This is a genomic window from Lysobacter arenosi, from assembly GCF_016613475.2.
Taxonomy (GTDB): Bacteria; Pseudomonadota; Gammaproteobacteria; order Xanthomonadales; family Xanthomonadaceae; genus Lysobacter_J; species Lysobacter_J arenosi.
Genome location: NZ_CP071517.1, coordinates 732607 through 748644 on the forward strand (window position 1 = coordinate 732607; position 16038 = coordinate 748644).

Consider the following 16038-nt stretch of genomic DNA (forward strand, 5'->3'; position numbering starts at 1 on the left):
GCTTAACGGGCAGAACCGGCCTTATGGCCGGACCTGGTCGATCAGCAGTTCGATCGTGCCCGCGTCCTTGCCCGCCGGTTTCGCCACGGCTTCGAAGTCGCCGGCCTGCGGAGTCGCGTTGCCGCTGGTCGATACGCGTGCGAGCACTTCGACCTGGTCCATCTGCGACAGCTTCATCGTCGGCATCGGGCTGTCGCCATCGTCGAGCGTGACCTCGACCGGGAAGTTCGCGGCTGCCAGCTTCTCGACCGCGACCGGCATCGGCGGGCCGCCGGGTTGGCGTGCGATCACGAACAGGCTGGCGTTGGCCGGCAACTTCGCGGCCAGCGCCGGCGACAGTGCGACCTTGACCTTCAGGCCCGGGCCATCGGCAGCTGCTGCCGATGCGGCGGCCGGCGGCAGCGGGGCCATGCCGGCCTCGCCGCGCGCGGCGTTGATCTGCTCACGCAGGCTATCGGCGGTGCGACCGTCGACGACGGCCAGCAATGGCTCCCACGTGCGGGCGGCTTCCGCAGGCTGCTTGGCCTGGCGCTGGGCGATGCCGAGGAACCAGCGGGCGCGCTGGTGCATCGACTCCTGGTCCAGTGCGTGGCGCAGCATCGAGATGCCTTCGGCATCGAACTGGCGACCCGGCGCGGCGATGGCGCGCATCTCTGCGGCCTCGGCCAGCAGGTCCGGGTCGTCGGGCATCAGCTTGAGCGCGCGCATCAGCGCATCGCGCGCCTTGACCGGTTCGCCTTCGGCGACGCGGGCACGGGCGAGCAGGCGCCAGCCTTCGACCTGGTTGGGGTCGCGCTTGAGCTCGGCCTCCAGCTGGGTGATGGCGTCGTCGAGCGTCTCCGGCGCGCGCCGCTGCGCCGAATCCAGCGCGGCGGGCGTGCCGATGGCGAAGTAGGTCAGTCCGGTGGCCAGGGTCAGGCCGACAATCACGGCGATCCCTGCGATGGGACGGGTCCGCCACAACGGACGCAGCACATAGGCGAGCACCAGCACGGCCAGCACGAGGCCGGCAATCACGAAACCGACCATTACCACTCCTGCTCTTCGTTGCTGTCGCTGGTCTTTGCTGCGGCCGGTGACTGGCGGCGCTTGCGCATCGCGCCGGCGACAACGATGCCCCCGGCCAGCAGCACCAGCGCCGGGCCGAACCACAGCAACCACGTCTTGGATTCAACCTGCGGGCGGTACAGCACGAACTCGCCGTAGCGCTCGACCAGGAACTGCTTGATCTCGCGGTTGTCCTTGCCCTGGCGCATCAGCTCCAGCACTTCGCGGCGCAGGTCGACGGCGATCTGTGCATTGGATTCGGCCAGCGACTGGTTTTGGCACATCACGCAGCGCAGCTCGGCGACGAGGTCGTGAAAGCGCTGCTCTTCGATAGGGGACTGGAACTGGAGCGGGGTGGGGTCGTTGGCGGGCTGGGCGAAAGTGGCGAAGGAGGCCACTAGCATTGCCACGGCCAGCAACATTGAATGTCCCCGCGAGCCGACACTGTTGGAGGCGTTCATCGCGAAGCCACCTTCATCTCGTCGATCTTCGGCAGCAACTCATCCCGGATCACTTCGTCCGTGAGCGGCCCGACGTACTTCCAGCGCACGATGCCCTTGCCGTCGACGAGGAAGGTTTCCGGCGCGCCATAGATGCCCCAGTCGATGGCGACCTTGCCGTCATAGTCGGCGATGACCATGAAGTACGGGTTGCCGAACTGCTCGAGCCAGCGCATCGCGTCGGCGTGTTCGTCCTTCCAGTTGAAGCCGATCACGCGCAGGCGCTTGCTCTCGGCGAAGCGCGTCAGCACCGGATGCTCGTCGCGGCAGGCCGGGCACCAGCTGCCCCAGACGTTGAGCAGGTACGGTGCGCCGCGCAGGTCGTCGGACGTGACCATGCGACCGGGCTCATGCAGCACCGGCAGGCGGAACGCCGGCGCGGCCTTGCCGATCAGCGGCGACGGCAGTGCCTCGCGATTGGGATTGCGGCTGAGCATCACGCCGGCGAACAACAGCACACCCAGCGCGGCGACGATCAGCAAGGGCACCCAGCGCATCGACGACTTGCTCGACTGCGGCGACGGATCGCTCATCGTGCTGGCTCCTGGCTGACACTGGCGACAACCGGACTGGAGACCGGGCCGGAGGCAACCGGTTCAGGGGCAACAGCGCTGGCGACCGTGGCGGTGCGGCGGAAACGCTTGTCCATCGCCGCCACCAGGCCACCGAACATCATCAGCAGCGCGCCCGCCCAGATCCAGCGCACAAACGGCTTCACATGCACGCGCAGCGCCCACGAGCCGCCACCGAGCGGTTCGCCCAGGGCAACGTAAAGATCACGCGTGGCACCGCCGTCGATCGCCGCTTCCGTCATGACCTGGCCGCCGCTGGCGTAGGTGCGCTTCTCCGGGTGCATCACGGTCAGCGGACGCTCGTTGGCGAACACCGTGACGGTGCCGCGGTCGGCTTCGTAGTTGGGGCCCTGCGAATGGGCAACGCCGTCGAAGCGGAAGGCATAGCGTCCCAGCTCGACGGTCTGGCCCGGTGCGACTGCCAGTTCGCGCTGCTGGCTCAGGCCTTCGACCAGCAGGGCGCCGACCAGGAACACGGCGACGCCGGTGTGGGCCAGGATCATGCCGAGCATCTCGGCGGTGAATCGCGAACCGCTGCTCTGGCTGCGCAGGCGCGCGACTACGAAGCGGACCGTGCCGAACAGCACCCATGCCGCGCCCAGCACGCCGACGGCGACCTTCCACGGACCCTGCGGGGCGAAGAAGTAGGCAAGCACGCCCATTACCAGCGCCAGTGCGGCCCACGGCAGCAGCATCGCCAGCGGCTTGGATACCTGCTCACGCTGCCAGCGGGTGATCGGGCCGAACGGCAGCAGTGCCACCAGCGGCGACATCAGCAGCACGAACATCAGGGCGAAGTAGGGCGGGCCGACCGAAATCTTGCCCAGCTCCAGCGCGTCGGCCAGCAGCGGGTACAGCGTGCCGAGCAGGACCATCGCACAGGCGGTGGACAGCAACAGGTTGTTGGCCAGCAGCAGCGTCTCGCGCGAACTGATGTCGAACGGCTTGCCGCCATCCTCGGCCGACGGTGCCCGCAATGCGTACAGCAGCAGCGAGCCGCCGATGACGATGCCGAGGAAAATCAGGATGAACAAGCCACGCGCCGGATCGGCCGCGAATGCATGCACGCTGGTCAGCACGCCCGAGCGGACCAGGAACGTGCCCAGCAGCGACAGCGAGAACGTCGCGATCGCCAGCAGCAGCGTCCAGCCGCGGAAGCTTCCGCGCTTCTCCGTCACCGCCTGCGAGTGCAGCAGCGCCGCACCGGCCAGCCACGGCATGAAGCTGGCGTTCTCGACCGGATCCCAGAACCACCAGCCGCCCCAGCCGAGCTCGTAGTAAGCCCACCACGAACCCAGCGCGATGCCGAAGGTCAGGAACGCCCAGGCGACATTGGTCCACGGCCGCGTCCAGCGCAGCCAGCGCGCATCGATGCGGCCGTCGAGCAGTGCCGCGATCGCGAACGCGAACGGCACGGCGAAACCCACGTAGCCGACGTACAGCATCGGCGGGTGGATGATCATGCCCGGGTCCTGCAGCAGCGGGTTGAGGTCGCGGCCTTCGGCGGCGGCCGGCAACAGTCGCTGGAACGGATTGCTGGTGAAGATCAGGAATGCGAGGAAACCGGTGCTGACCAGACCCATCACGCCGAGCACGCGGGAGATGACTTCCTGCGGCAGGCGCTGCGAGAAGCGCGCGACCGCGCCGGTCCACAGCGCCAGGATCAGTGCCCACAGCAGCAGCGAACCTTCGTGCGCGCCCCACACCGCGGTGTAGCGGTACATCAGCGGCAGCAGCGAGTTGCTGTTCTCGGCGACGTAGCGCAGCGAGAAGTCCTGGGTGACGAAGCCGTGGCTGAGGATCACGAACGCGAAGGCGACCAGCGCCAGTTGCGCGTACGCGGCCGGGCGCGCCACCGCCATCCAGCCGCCGATGCCGCGCTGTGCGCCGGCCAGCGGCAATGCCGCCTGCAGCAGCGACACCAGCAGGGCGAGGATCAGGGTGACCTGGCCGATTTCACCGAGCATGGTTCACCTTCCGGCAGATGCGGGTACGCGGGGGGTGATGCTTCATTGCGCCGAACCTGCCGCCGGAGCCGGCACGTCGTGCTTCTTGTGCGCCATGCCCATCTTGTCGGCGACTTCCTTGGGCATGTAGGTCTCGTCGTGCTTGGCGAGGATTTCCTCGGCGACGAAGGTGTCGCCGCGCATGCGGCCGGTGGCGACCACCGCCTGCTTCTCGCGGAACAGGTCGGGCAGGATGCCGGTATAGACCACCGGCATCAGCGCGTCGCCGTCGCTGACCTTGAAGTGCGCTTCCAGCGAACCCGGTGCGCGGGTGAAGGAATCGGCCGCGACCATGCCGCCGAGACGGAAGCGGGCGTGACCGCCTGCTTCGCCGCGAAGCACTTCGCTGGGCGTGTACAGGTAGGCGATGTTGCGTTGCAGGGCCATGGCCACCAGCGATGCGGCGATGCCGGCGGCCACGACCAGGGCGATGACCCACAGCAGGCGGCGGCGACGTACAGGATTCATTGGCACGCTCTCATCTGATCAATTCATTTGCGGCCGCGCCCTTGCCAGGGCGAGCGGCTTCGCGTTCGGCGCGCAGGCGCGCGCCACGCAGTTCGCGGCGGATCTGCAGATGGGTGGCGACGAAGTCCCAGCCCAGCACGATCACGAACACCGCGTAGGCGGCAATCACGTAGTTCAGGTAGCTCATTGCGCGTTCCCCCGCGCCAGCGCGGCGACCCAGCCCTTGCCGCTCTCGCGACGCAGGTTGTCGGCGCGCGCACGCGTCAGCAGCGCACCGATGAACCACAGCTTGGTGCCGACGATCATCCAGACCAGCGGCGGGATCATGCTCGAATCCATGCTCGACTCACCGAGCAGGCGGATGGTCTGGCCCTGGTGCAGCGAGTTCCACCACACAACCGAGTAGCGGATCACCGGCAGCAGCACCACGCCGACGATCGCCAGCAGGCCGGCGGCGCGCGCGGCGGCGCGGCGGTCGTCGATCGCGTTGTACAGGCCGATCACGCCCAGATACAGGAACAGCAGGATCAGCTCGGTGGTCAGGCGCGGGTCCCAGTCCCACCACGTGCCCCACATCGGCTTGCCCCAGATCGAGCCGGTCAGCAGCGTGATCAGGGTGAAGGCAGCGCCGATCGGCGCGCAGGCCATTGCCAGGATCTCGCACAACTTGATGCGCCAGATCAGCGCGATCGCCGCGTAGATGGCCATCAGCGCGAATACCGCCATGCTCATCCAGGCGCTGGGCACGTGGATGTAGAGGATGCGGAAGCTGTCGCCCTGCTGGTAATCGGCCGGCACCTGGAACAGGGCGCCGTACAGGCCCCAGGCCATCACCAGCAGGCCCAGGCCGTAGCCCCACGGGGCCCAGCGCGCGGCGAAGCGGTCGAAGTAGGGCGGTGAACCGAGTTTGTGGAACCAGCGGATGATCGGATTCATCGTTCTCTCGGCCTGTTCGGGCCTGCGTGCTTCTGACTGCGTCCGTCCTGGCTGCGTCCGTGCCCGAGCTCCAGTTGGCGTGACTCGGCGGTTGCGGCGGACATTAGTGGATGGGGCCGGGGCGGCATTTGATCGGACTCAAGCGGCAGGCATCAGCAAGCTAGCTGAGCGCAATACGGATCGCGGCGGCGGCGGCCAGCGGTGCCAGCACCAGCGAAACCACCAGTCCGGCGCCCAGCAACAACAGCGCGCCAGTGGGATCGAGATGCTGCGCGGCGGCGGCCACGCTGCCCGCGCCGAACACCAGCACGGGCACGTAAAGCGGCAGTGCCAACAACGCGACAAGTATACCGGAGCGCCGCATTCCGACCGTCAGCGCAGCCACGACCGCGCCGAGCAGGCTCAGCAGCGGCGTGCCCAGCGCCAGCGATGCCAGCAGCACCGGCAGCTGTTCGCGTGGCAGGTACAGCAGCTCGGCCAGGAACGGGGTCGCGATCAGCAGCGGCAGCGCGCTGGTGGCCCAGTGCATGAAGGTGCGCACCGCCACCAGCCAGGCCAGTGGCACCGGGGCGAGCATCCATTGCTCCAGCGAACCGTCCTCGGCGTCGCCGCGGAACAGGGTGTCGAGCGCGAGCAGTCCGGCCAGCAGCACCGCCAGCCACAGCACCGCACCGGCGACCTTGGACAGTGCCTGCTTCTCGCCGCCCAGGCCGAGCGCGAACAGCACCACGACCAGCAGCGCGAACAGCGCCGGTTGCAGCGCGTCGCCGCGACGGCGCCAGAGCAGGCGCATGTCGCGCACAAGCAGGGCGCGGGCGGCGCCAGCGAGGGTGGCGGTCTGGGTGGCGCTCATTGCGTGCCCCCCTTGGCCATCACCAGCATCCGCGTCCGCACTGGCGGCGCGGCGTAGGCGCCGTGGGTGGTGACCAGGGCGGCCCCGCCTTCGCGCAGGTGCGCCTGGACCATGCGATTGACCAGCTCGATGCCTTCCAGGTCAAGGTTGGCGTAGGGCTCGTCGAGCAACCAAAGCGGCGCCGGCGACATCCACAGGCGCGCCAGGGTCAGGCGCTTTTTCTGCCCGGCCGAGAGCTGGCGGGCGAGGGTGTCCTCGTACCCGGCCAGGCCGACGATCGCCAGCGCGTTGCCAGGCAACTGCGCGCGCCGGCGGCCGTGCAGGCCGCAGAGGAAGTCGAGGTTCTCGATCGCGGTCAGGTCCGCCTTCAAGCCGGGCAGGTGGCTGAGGTAGGCGATGGCGCGGGCGCGGCGGGCGGTGCCGGCGGGCTGGCCGTCGAGATCGATGTCGCCCTCGTCGGCCCGCAACAACCCGGCCAGCACCCGCAGCAGGGTGGTCTTGCCGGCGCCATTGTCGCCCTGGACCAGCAGCGCCTCGCCGGCATCGACACTGAAGTCGAGCGGGCCGAACACGGGCTCGTCGTTGCGCGCAAAGCGTAAACCGCGGGCTGCGAGCAGCGGCGGGGCAGGTCGGTCGTCTGGCGTCATCGGCTGGAGGGCTGCGGCCCGGTGGCCGCGTAGCCCCCAGTTTATGCGAGTAGCCGGGGAACGGGCTTGTCCAGGCGTGTCGCGCCCTGATGGCGGCCCCCCGGGGCGGCCCGGAAAATCCCGTCAGAACTGGCTCGGATGGCAGTCAGCCCGCGACCCAGTCGGTGTGTTCCACCGCCGGAACGGTCGGTATGGCGGACGGGCGGGGCATCAGCATCCGCAGCCGGACCGGTTCGCCGGGGTGCCAGGCCAGGACGGCGGCCTGGCCAAATTCGATCGCCAGCCGCAGCAGGTCGGTCTCCTCGATGCCGGCCAGCAGCCAGCCCGGTTCGCGCCACTGGCCGCTCGGGTCCTGTGCCCAGGCCGCGTGGCGGGTCGCGCCGACGGCGTCGAGCTGGGCCACCAGCAAGGCATCGGCGGCCTGGTTGGCCGAGTCCGAACGCGGCTGCGAGGCCGGGTTCCAGGCGGTGATGAAGGCATAGCGCGACGCCGGCCAGTAGGCTTCCAGGTCGCTCGCCGGCAGGCCGACCCGAAGCGGCAGGGCATCGCCGTCGAGCACGACCACGTACTCCGCGGCGGCATAGGCGGTGGCCAGTTCGACGGCATTGACGATCTGCAGCTCGCGCATGGCGCGGAGTGTGATTGCGACCGTGCGGCAGTGCAATCGTGCCCTTCAAGCCCGCCCGTCAAGCGCCGGCCGTCAAGTGCGCTCATACGATGGGGTGATGACCACTCGTCATGACACCCCGTCATGACACCGTGGCGCGCGCATCCTTACACTTGTCCGCCTCGACGGCCCCGGCCTCCAAGTACCCCTTGAGATGACCCTGCAAACCAAACTGCCCAAGGTCGGCACCACCATTTTCACCGTGATGTCGCAGCTCGCGGTTGAGCACAAGGCCGTGAACCTCGGCCAGGGCTTCCCCGACTTCGCCGTGCCCGATCGCCTGATCCAGGCGCTGGACCGCGCCATGCGCGATGGCCACAACCAGTACGCGCCGATGACCGGCATCCCGGCGCTGCGCCAGGCGATCGCGGCCAAGACCGAGCGCTGCTACGGCTACCGCCCCGATGCCGACGCCGAGGTCACCGTGGCCTCGGGCGCCAGCGAGGCGATCTTCGATGCGATCGCCGCCGTGGTCCGGCCGGGCGATGAAGTGATCGTGCTCGACCCCTGCTACGACTGCTACGAGCCGGCGATCGACCTGGCCGGCGGCCGCGCGGTGCACGTGCCGCTCGACCCGGCGACCTTCGCTCCGGACTGGAGCCTGGTGCGCGCCGCGATTACTCAGAAGACGCGGCTGCTGATGGTCAACTCGCCGCACAACCCGTCCGGCGCGATGTTCGACGCCGACGACATCGAGCAGCTGACCGCGTTGCTGCGCGGCACCGACATCCTGCTGCTGTCGGACGAGGTCTATGAACACATCGTGTTCGATGGCCGCATCCACGAGTCGGTGCTGCGTCATCCGGAGCTGCGCGAACGCGCCTTCGTCGTGTCGAGCTTCGGCAAGACCTACCACTGCACCGGCTGGAAGGTCGGCTACTGCATCGCGCCGCCGGCGCTGTCGGCCGAGTTGCGCAAGGTGCACCAGTACAACACCTTCTGCACGTTCGCCCCGGCGCAGTGGGCGTTCGCCGAAATGATCGAAGCCGAGCCCGAGCACTACGAGCAGCTCGGCGCGTTCTACCAGGCCAAGCGCGACCGTTTCCGCGAGCAGCTGCTGACCACGCGCCTGAAGCCGTTGCCGGTGCCGGGCGGGTACTTCCAGCTGGTCGACTATTCGGCGGTGAGCGACCTTGACGATGCCGCGTTCTGCCGCTGGCTGACGATCGAGAAGGGCGTCGCCGCGATCCCGCTTTCGCCGTTCTACGAAACGCCTCCGCAGGGACAGCGCCTGGCGCGCCTGTGCTTCGCCAAGAACGAGGCAACACTGGACGCCGCCATCGAGAGGCTGCAGAAGCTATGACGTCCGACACCGTTCCTTCAGCGCCGATGACCAACCTGCGCGTCTCGCTGGTCCAGGGCGAGACCCGCTGGCACGATCCGGCCGGCAACCGCGAGTACTACGGCCGCCTGATCGCGCCGCTGCACGGCACGACCGACCTGGTGATCCTGCCGGAGACCTTCACCAGCGGCTTCTCCAACGATGCGATCGGCAACGCCGAAGGCATGGACGGCCCGACCGTGGCCTGGATCGGCGAACAGGCGCGCAAGCTCGACGCGGCGGTGATGGGCAGCGTGCAGCTGCGCACCGACGAGGGCGTCTTCAATCGTCTGCTGTTTGCCACCCCCGACGGTGCACTGCACACCTACGACAAGCGTCATCTGTTCCGCTATGCCCGCGAGCACGAGCGTTATGCCGCCGGTCGCGACAGGCTGGTGCTGGAGTGGCGCGGCTGGCGGATCTGTCCGCTGGTCTGCTACGACCTGCGCTTCCCGGTGTTCTCGCGCAACCGTTTCGACGTCGAGCGTCCAGGCCAGCTCGACTACGACCTGCTGGTCTTCGTCGCCAACTGGCCGTCGGCGCGCAGCTACCCGTGGAAGACGCTGCTGCGTGCGCGCGCGATCGAGAACCTGAGCTTCGTCGCCGCGGTCAATCGCGTCGGCACCGACGGCAACGGCCTGCACTACGCCGGCGACAGCGCGGTGATCGACTTCGTCGGTCACCCCGTCAGCGAATGCGCCGACGAGGAAGTCGTGGTCACCACGACTTTGCTCGCCGCTGAACTTTCGGCACACCGGGAGCGCTTCCCGGCCATGCTCGACGGCGATGCCTTCGAGCTGAGATAAAAGGGCACCGGCGCGCGCGGTCACGCGCGCCGACGAATGACGAATCCACGGGCACGCGCATGCAGACTTGCATGAACCGCGCCGATACGCATGCCTGCAGCTGATTATTGACATCGCTGAACTGTGCACGCGTTCGCGATTGACGGCAGCTTGTCGCCTGTTCAGGCCATCTACCGTTAACGTTGGTTATGACATTGATAACGCTCCATCAACAACGCTGACTGGCCACCACCGCGCGCCCCGCGCAAAACAAAACAAAAAACGTTCCATTCGGGCTGCAGCGACTTCCCCCGGTCCTGCATGCATTCCCGTGCGCCGCTGCGCGCATGGACTTTGAAGGAGACATGTCATGGTTACCCGCACCTTCCGCAACGCCGGCCTTGTGGTCGCACTCAGCGCCGTCACCCTTGCCGGTTGCTCCAGCTACATCAAGCGCGACGAATTCGACAGCACCATCGCCGACCTTCGCGCCACTGACCAGAAGCTGCAGGGGCAGATCGATTCGCTCTCGCAGAAGCACGATGCCCTGGTCACCCAGCTCGCAGGACGCGTGCGTGTGGAAACCGGAGCGCACTTCGCCACCGGCGATGCGACGCTCAGCGACCAGGACAAGCCGTTGCTCGACGATTTCGCCCGCGTGGTCAAGGAAAGCCACTCCGACGCGCTGATCACCGTCGAAGGCTTCACCGACCCGGCCGGCTCCGCGCCTGCGAACCGTCGCCTTGGCCTGCAGCGTGCGCAGTCCGTGCGCGACTACCTGGTCAGCTCCGGCCTGGGCGCCGAGCAGGTTCGCGCAGTCAGCTACGGCGAAGACCAGAACCGCCAGGTGCGTGCAGGCGCCGTCGGCGAGTCCGGTCGCGACAACCGCCGTGTCTCGCTGGTGGTCGACTACGCCGGTGTGGGCCAGCAGAACGCCGCACCCGCGCCGGAGACCAGCGGCGGCTGAGTCAGCGATGCGAACAGCCCCTCTCCCTGCGATCAGGGAGAGGGGTGTACTACACTGGCCAGGCCGCGTGATCGCGGCGAATTTCGATCGACAAGGACGCCGGCGCGACGCGCCCGCAGTCACCGGACCTGCCGTGCCGGCTCCGTAATCAGGGAGTCCAGGCCATGTCATCCCCACGCCTTGAAGAGTTCCTTCATTCCAATCGCGTCGTCTACGACACGATGACGCATCCGCATGCGTTCACCGCCCAAGCCACCGCGGCCAGCGCCCATATCAATGAGCACGAGATGGCCAAGACGGTCATGGTCCGTCTCGACGGCAAACTGGCAATGGCGGTGATCCCGTCCAGCGAATGGCTGGACCTTGCCAGCCTGCGCCAGGTCAGCGGCGCACGCGAGGTGACGCTTGCCAGCGAATCCGATTTCAAGGATCGCTTCCCCGAATGCGAGGTCGGTGCGATGCCGCCGTTCGGCAACCTCTACGGCATGGAGGTGTATGCCGCCGACAGCCTTTCCGAGGACGATCGCATCGCCTTCAACGCCGGCAACCATCGCGAGCTGATGCGGATGGGCTGGGGCGACTTCGAGCGGCTGGTGCACCCGCGCGTGGTCCATCTCACCCGCCATTAGTTGCAGTCGCGGGAGGGGCGCCGGCCCCTCCCACCGGCAAGCCCCGGTGTGATGCCGATTCTCACAATGCGTTGGCTAAGCTGCGCGCATGAACAGCGCCCAGTGGAACAGCCAGCTACGGTCGTACTGGAATCGCCTTCCGCCGAACGTACGCCCGTGGCTCAGGCGCATCGTCCTGGGGCTGCTGATCCTCTATGCGACCTACTTCCTGCTCGGCAACCTGTTCCTCAATACGCCGCTGGGACCGTGGGTCGCCAACCGCAAGCCGGAGAAGTTCCAGATCCAGTGGGGGCCGGGCATCACCCTGTGGCCCGGCCGCGTGACCGTCTGGGACGTGGACATGAAAGGGCAGGTCGGCCGCACCCGCTGGTCGGTACAGGCCGGCAAGGCGAAAGGGAGCGTGGCGATCCTGCCGCTGCTGCACAAGGAAGTCCGCGTGCCGGACGTGGAGGCATTCGACGTGACCGGCGGCGCGGACCTGCTGGAGGTGCGCAAGCCGCCACCGCAGCCGCGGCCCGGTGGCTGGGTGCTGCGCTTCGATCGCATCCACACCGAGTCGATCCGCAGCGGGCATTTCGCCGGCCTGGAATTGCAGGGACCGGGTAGCGCGGAAGTCGGCTTCTACAAACAGCTGCGCGGCGGCGCGCTCGAGCTGATGCCATCGACCGCGCATTTCGACAAGGCCCGACTGGCGTACAAGGGCGACACGATGCTGCACGAGGCGCGGATCGATGCGCGCTTCGCGATCGCCCGCCATACCCGCGCGCAGGCGCCGGGCGTCCGCAAGCTGCTGATGACCGATGCCGAACTCAGCCTGGATGGGTTGTCGGCCGCGGTGAAGACCGTCACCGACAAGCAGGGAAAGGTCACGATCTCGACCGTGCCCGGCCAGGGCAAGGCGCACGCCAAGCTGGCCTTCGCACGCGGGTCGCTCAAACCCGGCAGCGAGCTGCGCTGGCACATGCCCGTGACCGGCACCGACATCGCCGGCAAGCCGCGTGAGGGCGCGCTGGACTTCATGCTGGATGTCGATCGCGACATCGTCTTCAAGGCGAAGGCGCCTGCGCAGGAAGGCAAGCCGCTGTTTCTCGATGCCGACCTGCGTCTTCGCGGCACCGACATTCCGTTGCAGGATTTCAAGTCGGTCGTGCCGCGCGCGTCGGGTCACGTGGTGGGCCGTTGGGAGTTCTCGTCGCTGCGCTGGCTCGGCAACCTGTTCAATGCGCCCTGGCTGGCGCTGGACGGCTCCGGCGCGGTCGACGCCGACGTGCAGGTCGTCAACGGCAAGATCGCCGCCGGCAGCCGCTTCGGCATACCCGAGGTCGATGCCGTGGCGCACGTGATGGGCAGCCGCATCCAGGGCCGTGCGCGTGCCGCTGGCCGGCTCGATGCAGGTCCCAACGACGAGTTGCTGCCGTTTCTCGAGCTGGTGATGGACCGCTTCAACATCGCCGCGGAGGACGCGCCCAATCGGCCGTACGTGGAGGGGCAGAACCTGCGCCTGGACCTGCAGACCATCTCCGGTCTGGAGCGCGCGAAGCTCAGGCAGCCCGGCGCAGTCAAGCAAGTTCGCGACGCGCTGCGGGCGCATCTGGTCTTCGCCGATGCGCGTGTTCCCGACCTGCGCGCCTATAACCGTTATCTGCCGGTGGCACAGATGCGCTTCGAAGGTGGCGCCGGAACGGTCAGTGGCGACGTGGTCCTCGATGGCGCCGGCACGGTCGGTACCGGCGTGATGCGGGTCAAGGGCAACGGCACGCAGATCCACTTCGCCGGCATCTCCCTGCGCGGCAACGTCGACGTCAACACACAGCTGCGACGCGCGGATCTGACCGGCCACAACTTCAACATCGACGGAACCCGGGTAACGCTGAACAACATGAGCTTCACCGAGCCCGGAGGCGAGTCGCGCAGCGGCTGGTGGGCGCGGATCGAGTTGCAGCGGGCGCGGATGGACTGGGACAAGCCGGTCACGGTGAACGGTCGCGCCAATATCGCCATGAAGGATGTCGGCTTCCTGCTGGCGCTGTTCTCGCGCAAGCGCGACTACCCCAAGTGGGTGTTCAAGATGATCGACTCCGGCCAGGCCCAGGTCAGCGCCAACGTGCAGTGGCGGGACGACGTGCTGGTGCTCGACCGGGTCGAGGCCAGCAACCAGCGCTACGACCTCAAGGCCCGATTGCGGCTGAAGGGCAAGAGCCGTGTCGGCAGCCTGTATGCCAACTGGGGCGTGCTCAGCTGCGCGGTGGCGGTCAACAACGGCCAGCGCGACTTCCACATGATCAAGGCCAAGCAGTGGTACGAGTCGCAGCCCAACCTGCTGCGCTGAGTTCCCCGCTTCCGTTTCCTTAACGGATGGTGGTGTTAACTCGTACTGCGGCGGGCGCTCTGCGCGCTCGTCGGCGCACCGATGAACGTGCACGTCCGATCGTGGATGGTTGCCTGCGCGCTGCTGGTGGCAGCGTTGCCGGCGGGTGCGCAGTCGTCATCTGCGCCGATGCCAACTGCGCCGCCGTCGGGCGCGGTGCTGCTGCTCGACATCAAGGGCGGAATCGGTCCGGCCACGCGCGATTACCTGCGCAGCGGGCTCAAGCGCGCCAACGAGGAGGGTGCCCGCGCGGTGGTGCTGCGTATCGACACGCCCGGCGGCCTGGATGCGGCCACGCGCGACATCAATCAGTCGATCCTTGCATCGCCCGTTCCAGTCATTGCATGGGTCGCGCCGGAAGGCGCGCGCGCCGCCAGCGCCGGTACTTACATCCTGTATGCCTGCCATCTGGCCGCGATGGCACCGGCGACATCGCTCGGTGCCGCCACGCCCGTGTCGATGGGCGGTCCCGGTGCCGGGCCGGAGCGGGCGCCGGATGAGCCGCGCGGGCAACGCGAAGCTCCCGCCGGGAATGCGCCGGCCACGGGTCCGTCGCCGCGCCAGGAGCCACGCGACGCAATGTCGCGCAAGGCGATCAACGATGCCGTCGGCTACCTGCGCAGCCTCGCCGAATTGCGCGGACGCAACGGCGATTTCGCCGAGGCCGCCGTGCGTGACGCGGCGACGCTGACGGCGACCCAGGCGCTGTCGCAGGGCGTGATCGAGATCGTCGCAGGCAACACCGACCAGCTGCTGCGCCAGGCACACGGCCGCAAGGTGCGGCTCGCGCAGCGCGAGACGACGCTCGATCTGGTCGGCCAACCGGTAACGGTGGTGACGCCGGACTGGCGCGCGCGCCTGCTGGCCGTGCTCACCGAGCCGACGGTGGCGTACCTGCTGTTGCTGATCGGTCTGTACGGACTCGTGTTCGAAGGCTACAGCCCCGGCGCGATCCTGCCCGGCATGGTCGGGGCGATCTGCCTGCTGCTGGCGGCATACGGACTGCAGGTGCTGCCGGTGAACTACGCGGGAGTGGCGCTGATCGTGCTGGGCGTGGCGCTGATCGCGATCGAGTTCGCGATGCCGAGCGTGGGCGCGGCCGGGGTCGGCGGCGTGGTCGCCCTGGTCGCCGGCTCGCTGATCCTGTTCGACACGCAGGTGCCCGGGTTCGGCGTGCCGGGTGGATTGATCGCCGGCATTGGCGGAGCCACCGCGCTGGTGTTCATGGGCATGATCTGGCTGGCCTCGCGTGCGCGACGGCAACCGGTGGTCAGCGGCCAGGAAGAGCTGATCGGGCAACTGGCGGTGGCCACGCGCGACTTCGACGGCGCAGGGCAAGTACACATCCGCGGCGAGCACTGGCAGGCCAGTTCGGCAGTGCCGGTGCGACGCGGGCAGGCGGTGCGCGTGCTGGCTCTGGACGGACTGGTGCTGCGCGTGGCGCCCGACGAGGAAACGACGCCACCCCACTGAACGCATTCCACTGAAGGAGAGCTTCCATGTACCTGGCGATGTACTTCCCGGCGATCGTGCTGCTGGCGGTGATCCTGATCACTGCGATCAAGGTGCTGCGCGAGTACGAACGCGGTGTCGTGTTCCAGCTTGGCCGCTTCTGGAAGGTCAAGGGGCCGGGCCTGATCCTGCTGATACCGATCGTGCAGCAGATGGTGCGCGTGGATCTGCGCACGGTGGTGATGGACGTACCGCCGCAGGACGTGATCTCGCGCGACAACGTCTCGGTGCAGGTCAACGCGGTGGTGTACTTCCGCGTGGTCGATCCGCAGAAGGCGATCATCAACGTCGAGCATTTCTACGAGGCCACCAGCCAGCTGGCGCAGACCACGCTGCGCTCGGTGCTGGGCCAGCACGAACTCGACGAGATGCTGGCCGAGCGCGAGAAGCTCAACGACGACATCCGCAACATCCTCGACAGCCAGACCGACGCCTGGGGCATCAAGGTCGCCAACGTCGAGATCAAGCGCGTCGACCTCAACGAGACGATGGTCCGAGCGATCGCGCGCCAGGCCGAGGCCGAACGCGTGCGCCGCGCCAAGGTGATCCACGCCGAAGGCGAGCGCCAGGCGGCAGCGATGCTGGTCGAGGCCGGACGCCTGCTGGGTGGCGATCCGCGCGCGATCCAGTTGCGCTACCTGCAGACGCTGACCGAGATCGCCGGCGAGAAGAGTTCGACGATCGTGTTCCCGCTGCCGATCGAACTGATCGAGTCGGTCTTGCCGCGTTCGCGTGGAGAACCCGGGGCGTGACCGCCGCC

Annotated in this window: 17 protein-coding genes; 7 read left to right on the plus strand and 10 right to left on the minus strand. The window is 68.0% G+C overall.

Features of this window, described 5'->3' with window-relative positions; translation table 11 throughout:
* Positions 1-21: 21 nt before the first annotated feature.
* The 10 genes from HIV01_RS03540 to HIV01_RS03585 all read right to left on the minus strand — a co-directional run bounded on the left by HIV01_RS03540 (position 22) and on the right by HIV01_RS03585 (position 7657).
* Positions 22-1029, minus strand: a complete 1008-nt coding sequence (locus HIV01_RS03540) for a tetratricopeptide repeat protein (protein ID WP_245156900.1) — start codon at positions 1027-1029, stop codon at positions 22-24.
* Positions 1029-1469, minus strand: a complete 441-nt coding sequence (locus HIV01_RS03545; protein ID WP_245156901.1) for a cytochrome c-type biogenesis protein — start codon at positions 1467-1469, stop codon at positions 1029-1031. The genes HIV01_RS03540 and HIV01_RS03545 overlap by 1 nt, the downstream gene beginning before the upstream one ends.
* 35 nt (positions 1470-1504) lie before the next feature.
* Positions 1505-2080, minus strand: coding sequence for a DsbE family thiol:disulfide interchange protein (locus tag HIV01_RS03550; RefSeq protein WP_200604974.1), 576 nt, complete (start codon positions 2078-2080; stop codon positions 1505-1507).
* Positions 2077-4086 (minus strand): heme lyase CcmF/NrfE family subunit, encoded by a 2010-nt coding sequence (locus tag HIV01_RS03555; RefSeq protein ID WP_200604975.1) that lies wholly within the window; start codon positions 4084-4086, stop codon positions 2077-2079. The genes HIV01_RS03550 and HIV01_RS03555 overlap by 4 nt, the downstream gene beginning before the upstream one ends.
* Before the next feature lie 42 nt (positions 4087-4128).
* Positions 4129-4593: a cytochrome c maturation protein CcmE gene (gene ccmE, locus HIV01_RS03560; protein WP_200604976.1), complete on the minus strand. Its 465-nt coding sequence runs from the start codon at positions 4591-4593 to the stop codon at positions 4129-4131.
* Between the two features lie 10 nt (positions 4594-4603).
* Positions 4604-4780, minus strand: a complete 177-nt coding sequence (locus HIV01_RS03565) for a heme exporter protein CcmD (RefSeq protein ID WP_158730724.1) — start codon at positions 4778-4780, stop codon at positions 4604-4606.
* On the minus strand, positions 4777-5529 hold the full coding sequence (ccmC, locus tag HIV01_RS03570) for a heme ABC transporter permease CcmC (RefSeq protein WP_200604977.1): 753 nt from the start codon (positions 5527-5529) through the stop codon (positions 4777-4779). Before ccmC ends, HIV01_RS03565 begins: the two co-directional genes overlap by 4 nt.
* A 160-nt stretch (positions 5530-5689) precedes the next feature.
* Positions 5690-6382, minus strand: coding sequence for a heme exporter protein CcmB (gene ccmB, locus HIV01_RS03575; RefSeq protein WP_200604978.1), 693 nt, complete (start codon positions 6380-6382; stop codon positions 5690-5692).
* Positions 6379-7029, minus strand: coding sequence for a heme ABC exporter ATP-binding protein CcmA (gene ccmA / locus HIV01_RS03580; RefSeq protein ID WP_200604979.1), 651 nt, complete (start codon positions 7027-7029; stop codon positions 6379-6381). Before ccmA ends, ccmB begins: the two co-directional genes overlap by 4 nt.
* A 145-nt stretch (positions 7030-7174) precedes the next feature.
* Complete coding sequence (locus HIV01_RS03585) at positions 7175-7657, minus strand: DUF3293 domain-containing protein (RefSeq protein WP_200604980.1); 483 nt, start codon at positions 7655-7657, stop codon at positions 7175-7177.
* Positions 7658-7850: 193 nt separating this feature from the next.
* Between HIV01_RS03585 and HIV01_RS03590 the strand changes: the two genes are divergently transcribed.
* From HIV01_RS03590 to HIV01_RS03620, 7 genes are all read left to right on the plus strand, one after another.
* Entirely contained in the window at positions 7851-8999 is a 1149-nt protein-coding gene (locus HIV01_RS03590) for a pyridoxal phosphate-dependent aminotransferase (protein WP_200604981.1), read from the plus strand.
* A 26-nt stretch (positions 9000-9025) separates the two neighbouring features.
* The gene (locus tag HIV01_RS03595) at positions 9026-9823 is read left to right on the plus strand and encodes an amidohydrolase (RefSeq protein WP_200604982.1); all 798 of its coding nucleotides are present in this window, start codon (positions 9026-9028) and stop codon (positions 9821-9823) included.
* 349 nt (positions 9824-10172) lie between these two features.
* Positions 10173-10769 carry an OmpA family protein gene (locus HIV01_RS03600; RefSeq protein ID WP_200604983.1) on the plus strand — a complete coding sequence of 199 codons (597 nt, stop codon included), beginning with the start codon at positions 10173-10175 and terminating at the stop codon, positions 10767-10769.
* A gap of 164 nt (positions 10770-10933) precedes the next feature.
* Positions 10934-11398 carry an aminoacyl-tRNA deacylase gene (locus tag HIV01_RS03605; protein WP_200604984.1) on the plus strand — a complete coding sequence of 155 codons (465 nt, stop codon included), beginning with the start codon at positions 10934-10936 and terminating at the stop codon, positions 11396-11398.
* Between the two features lie 88 nt (positions 11399-11486).
* Positions 11487-13727: an AsmA family protein gene (locus HIV01_RS03610; RefSeq protein ID WP_200604985.1), complete on the plus strand. Its 2241-nt coding sequence runs from the start codon at positions 11487-11489 to the stop codon at positions 13725-13727.
* An 81-nt stretch (positions 13728-13808) separates the two neighbouring features.
* The gene (locus HIV01_RS03615; protein WP_245156902.1) at positions 13809-15239 is read left to right on the plus strand and encodes an NfeD family protein; all 1431 of its coding nucleotides are present in this window, start codon (positions 13809-13811) and stop codon (positions 15237-15239) included.
* A 26-nt stretch (positions 15240-15265) separates the two neighbouring features.
* Positions 15266-16030 (plus strand): slipin family protein, encoded by a 765-nt coding sequence (locus tag HIV01_RS03620; RefSeq protein ID WP_200604986.1) that lies wholly within the window; start codon positions 15266-15268, stop codon positions 16028-16030.
* The last annotated feature ends 8 nt before the right edge of the window (positions 16031-16038 follow it).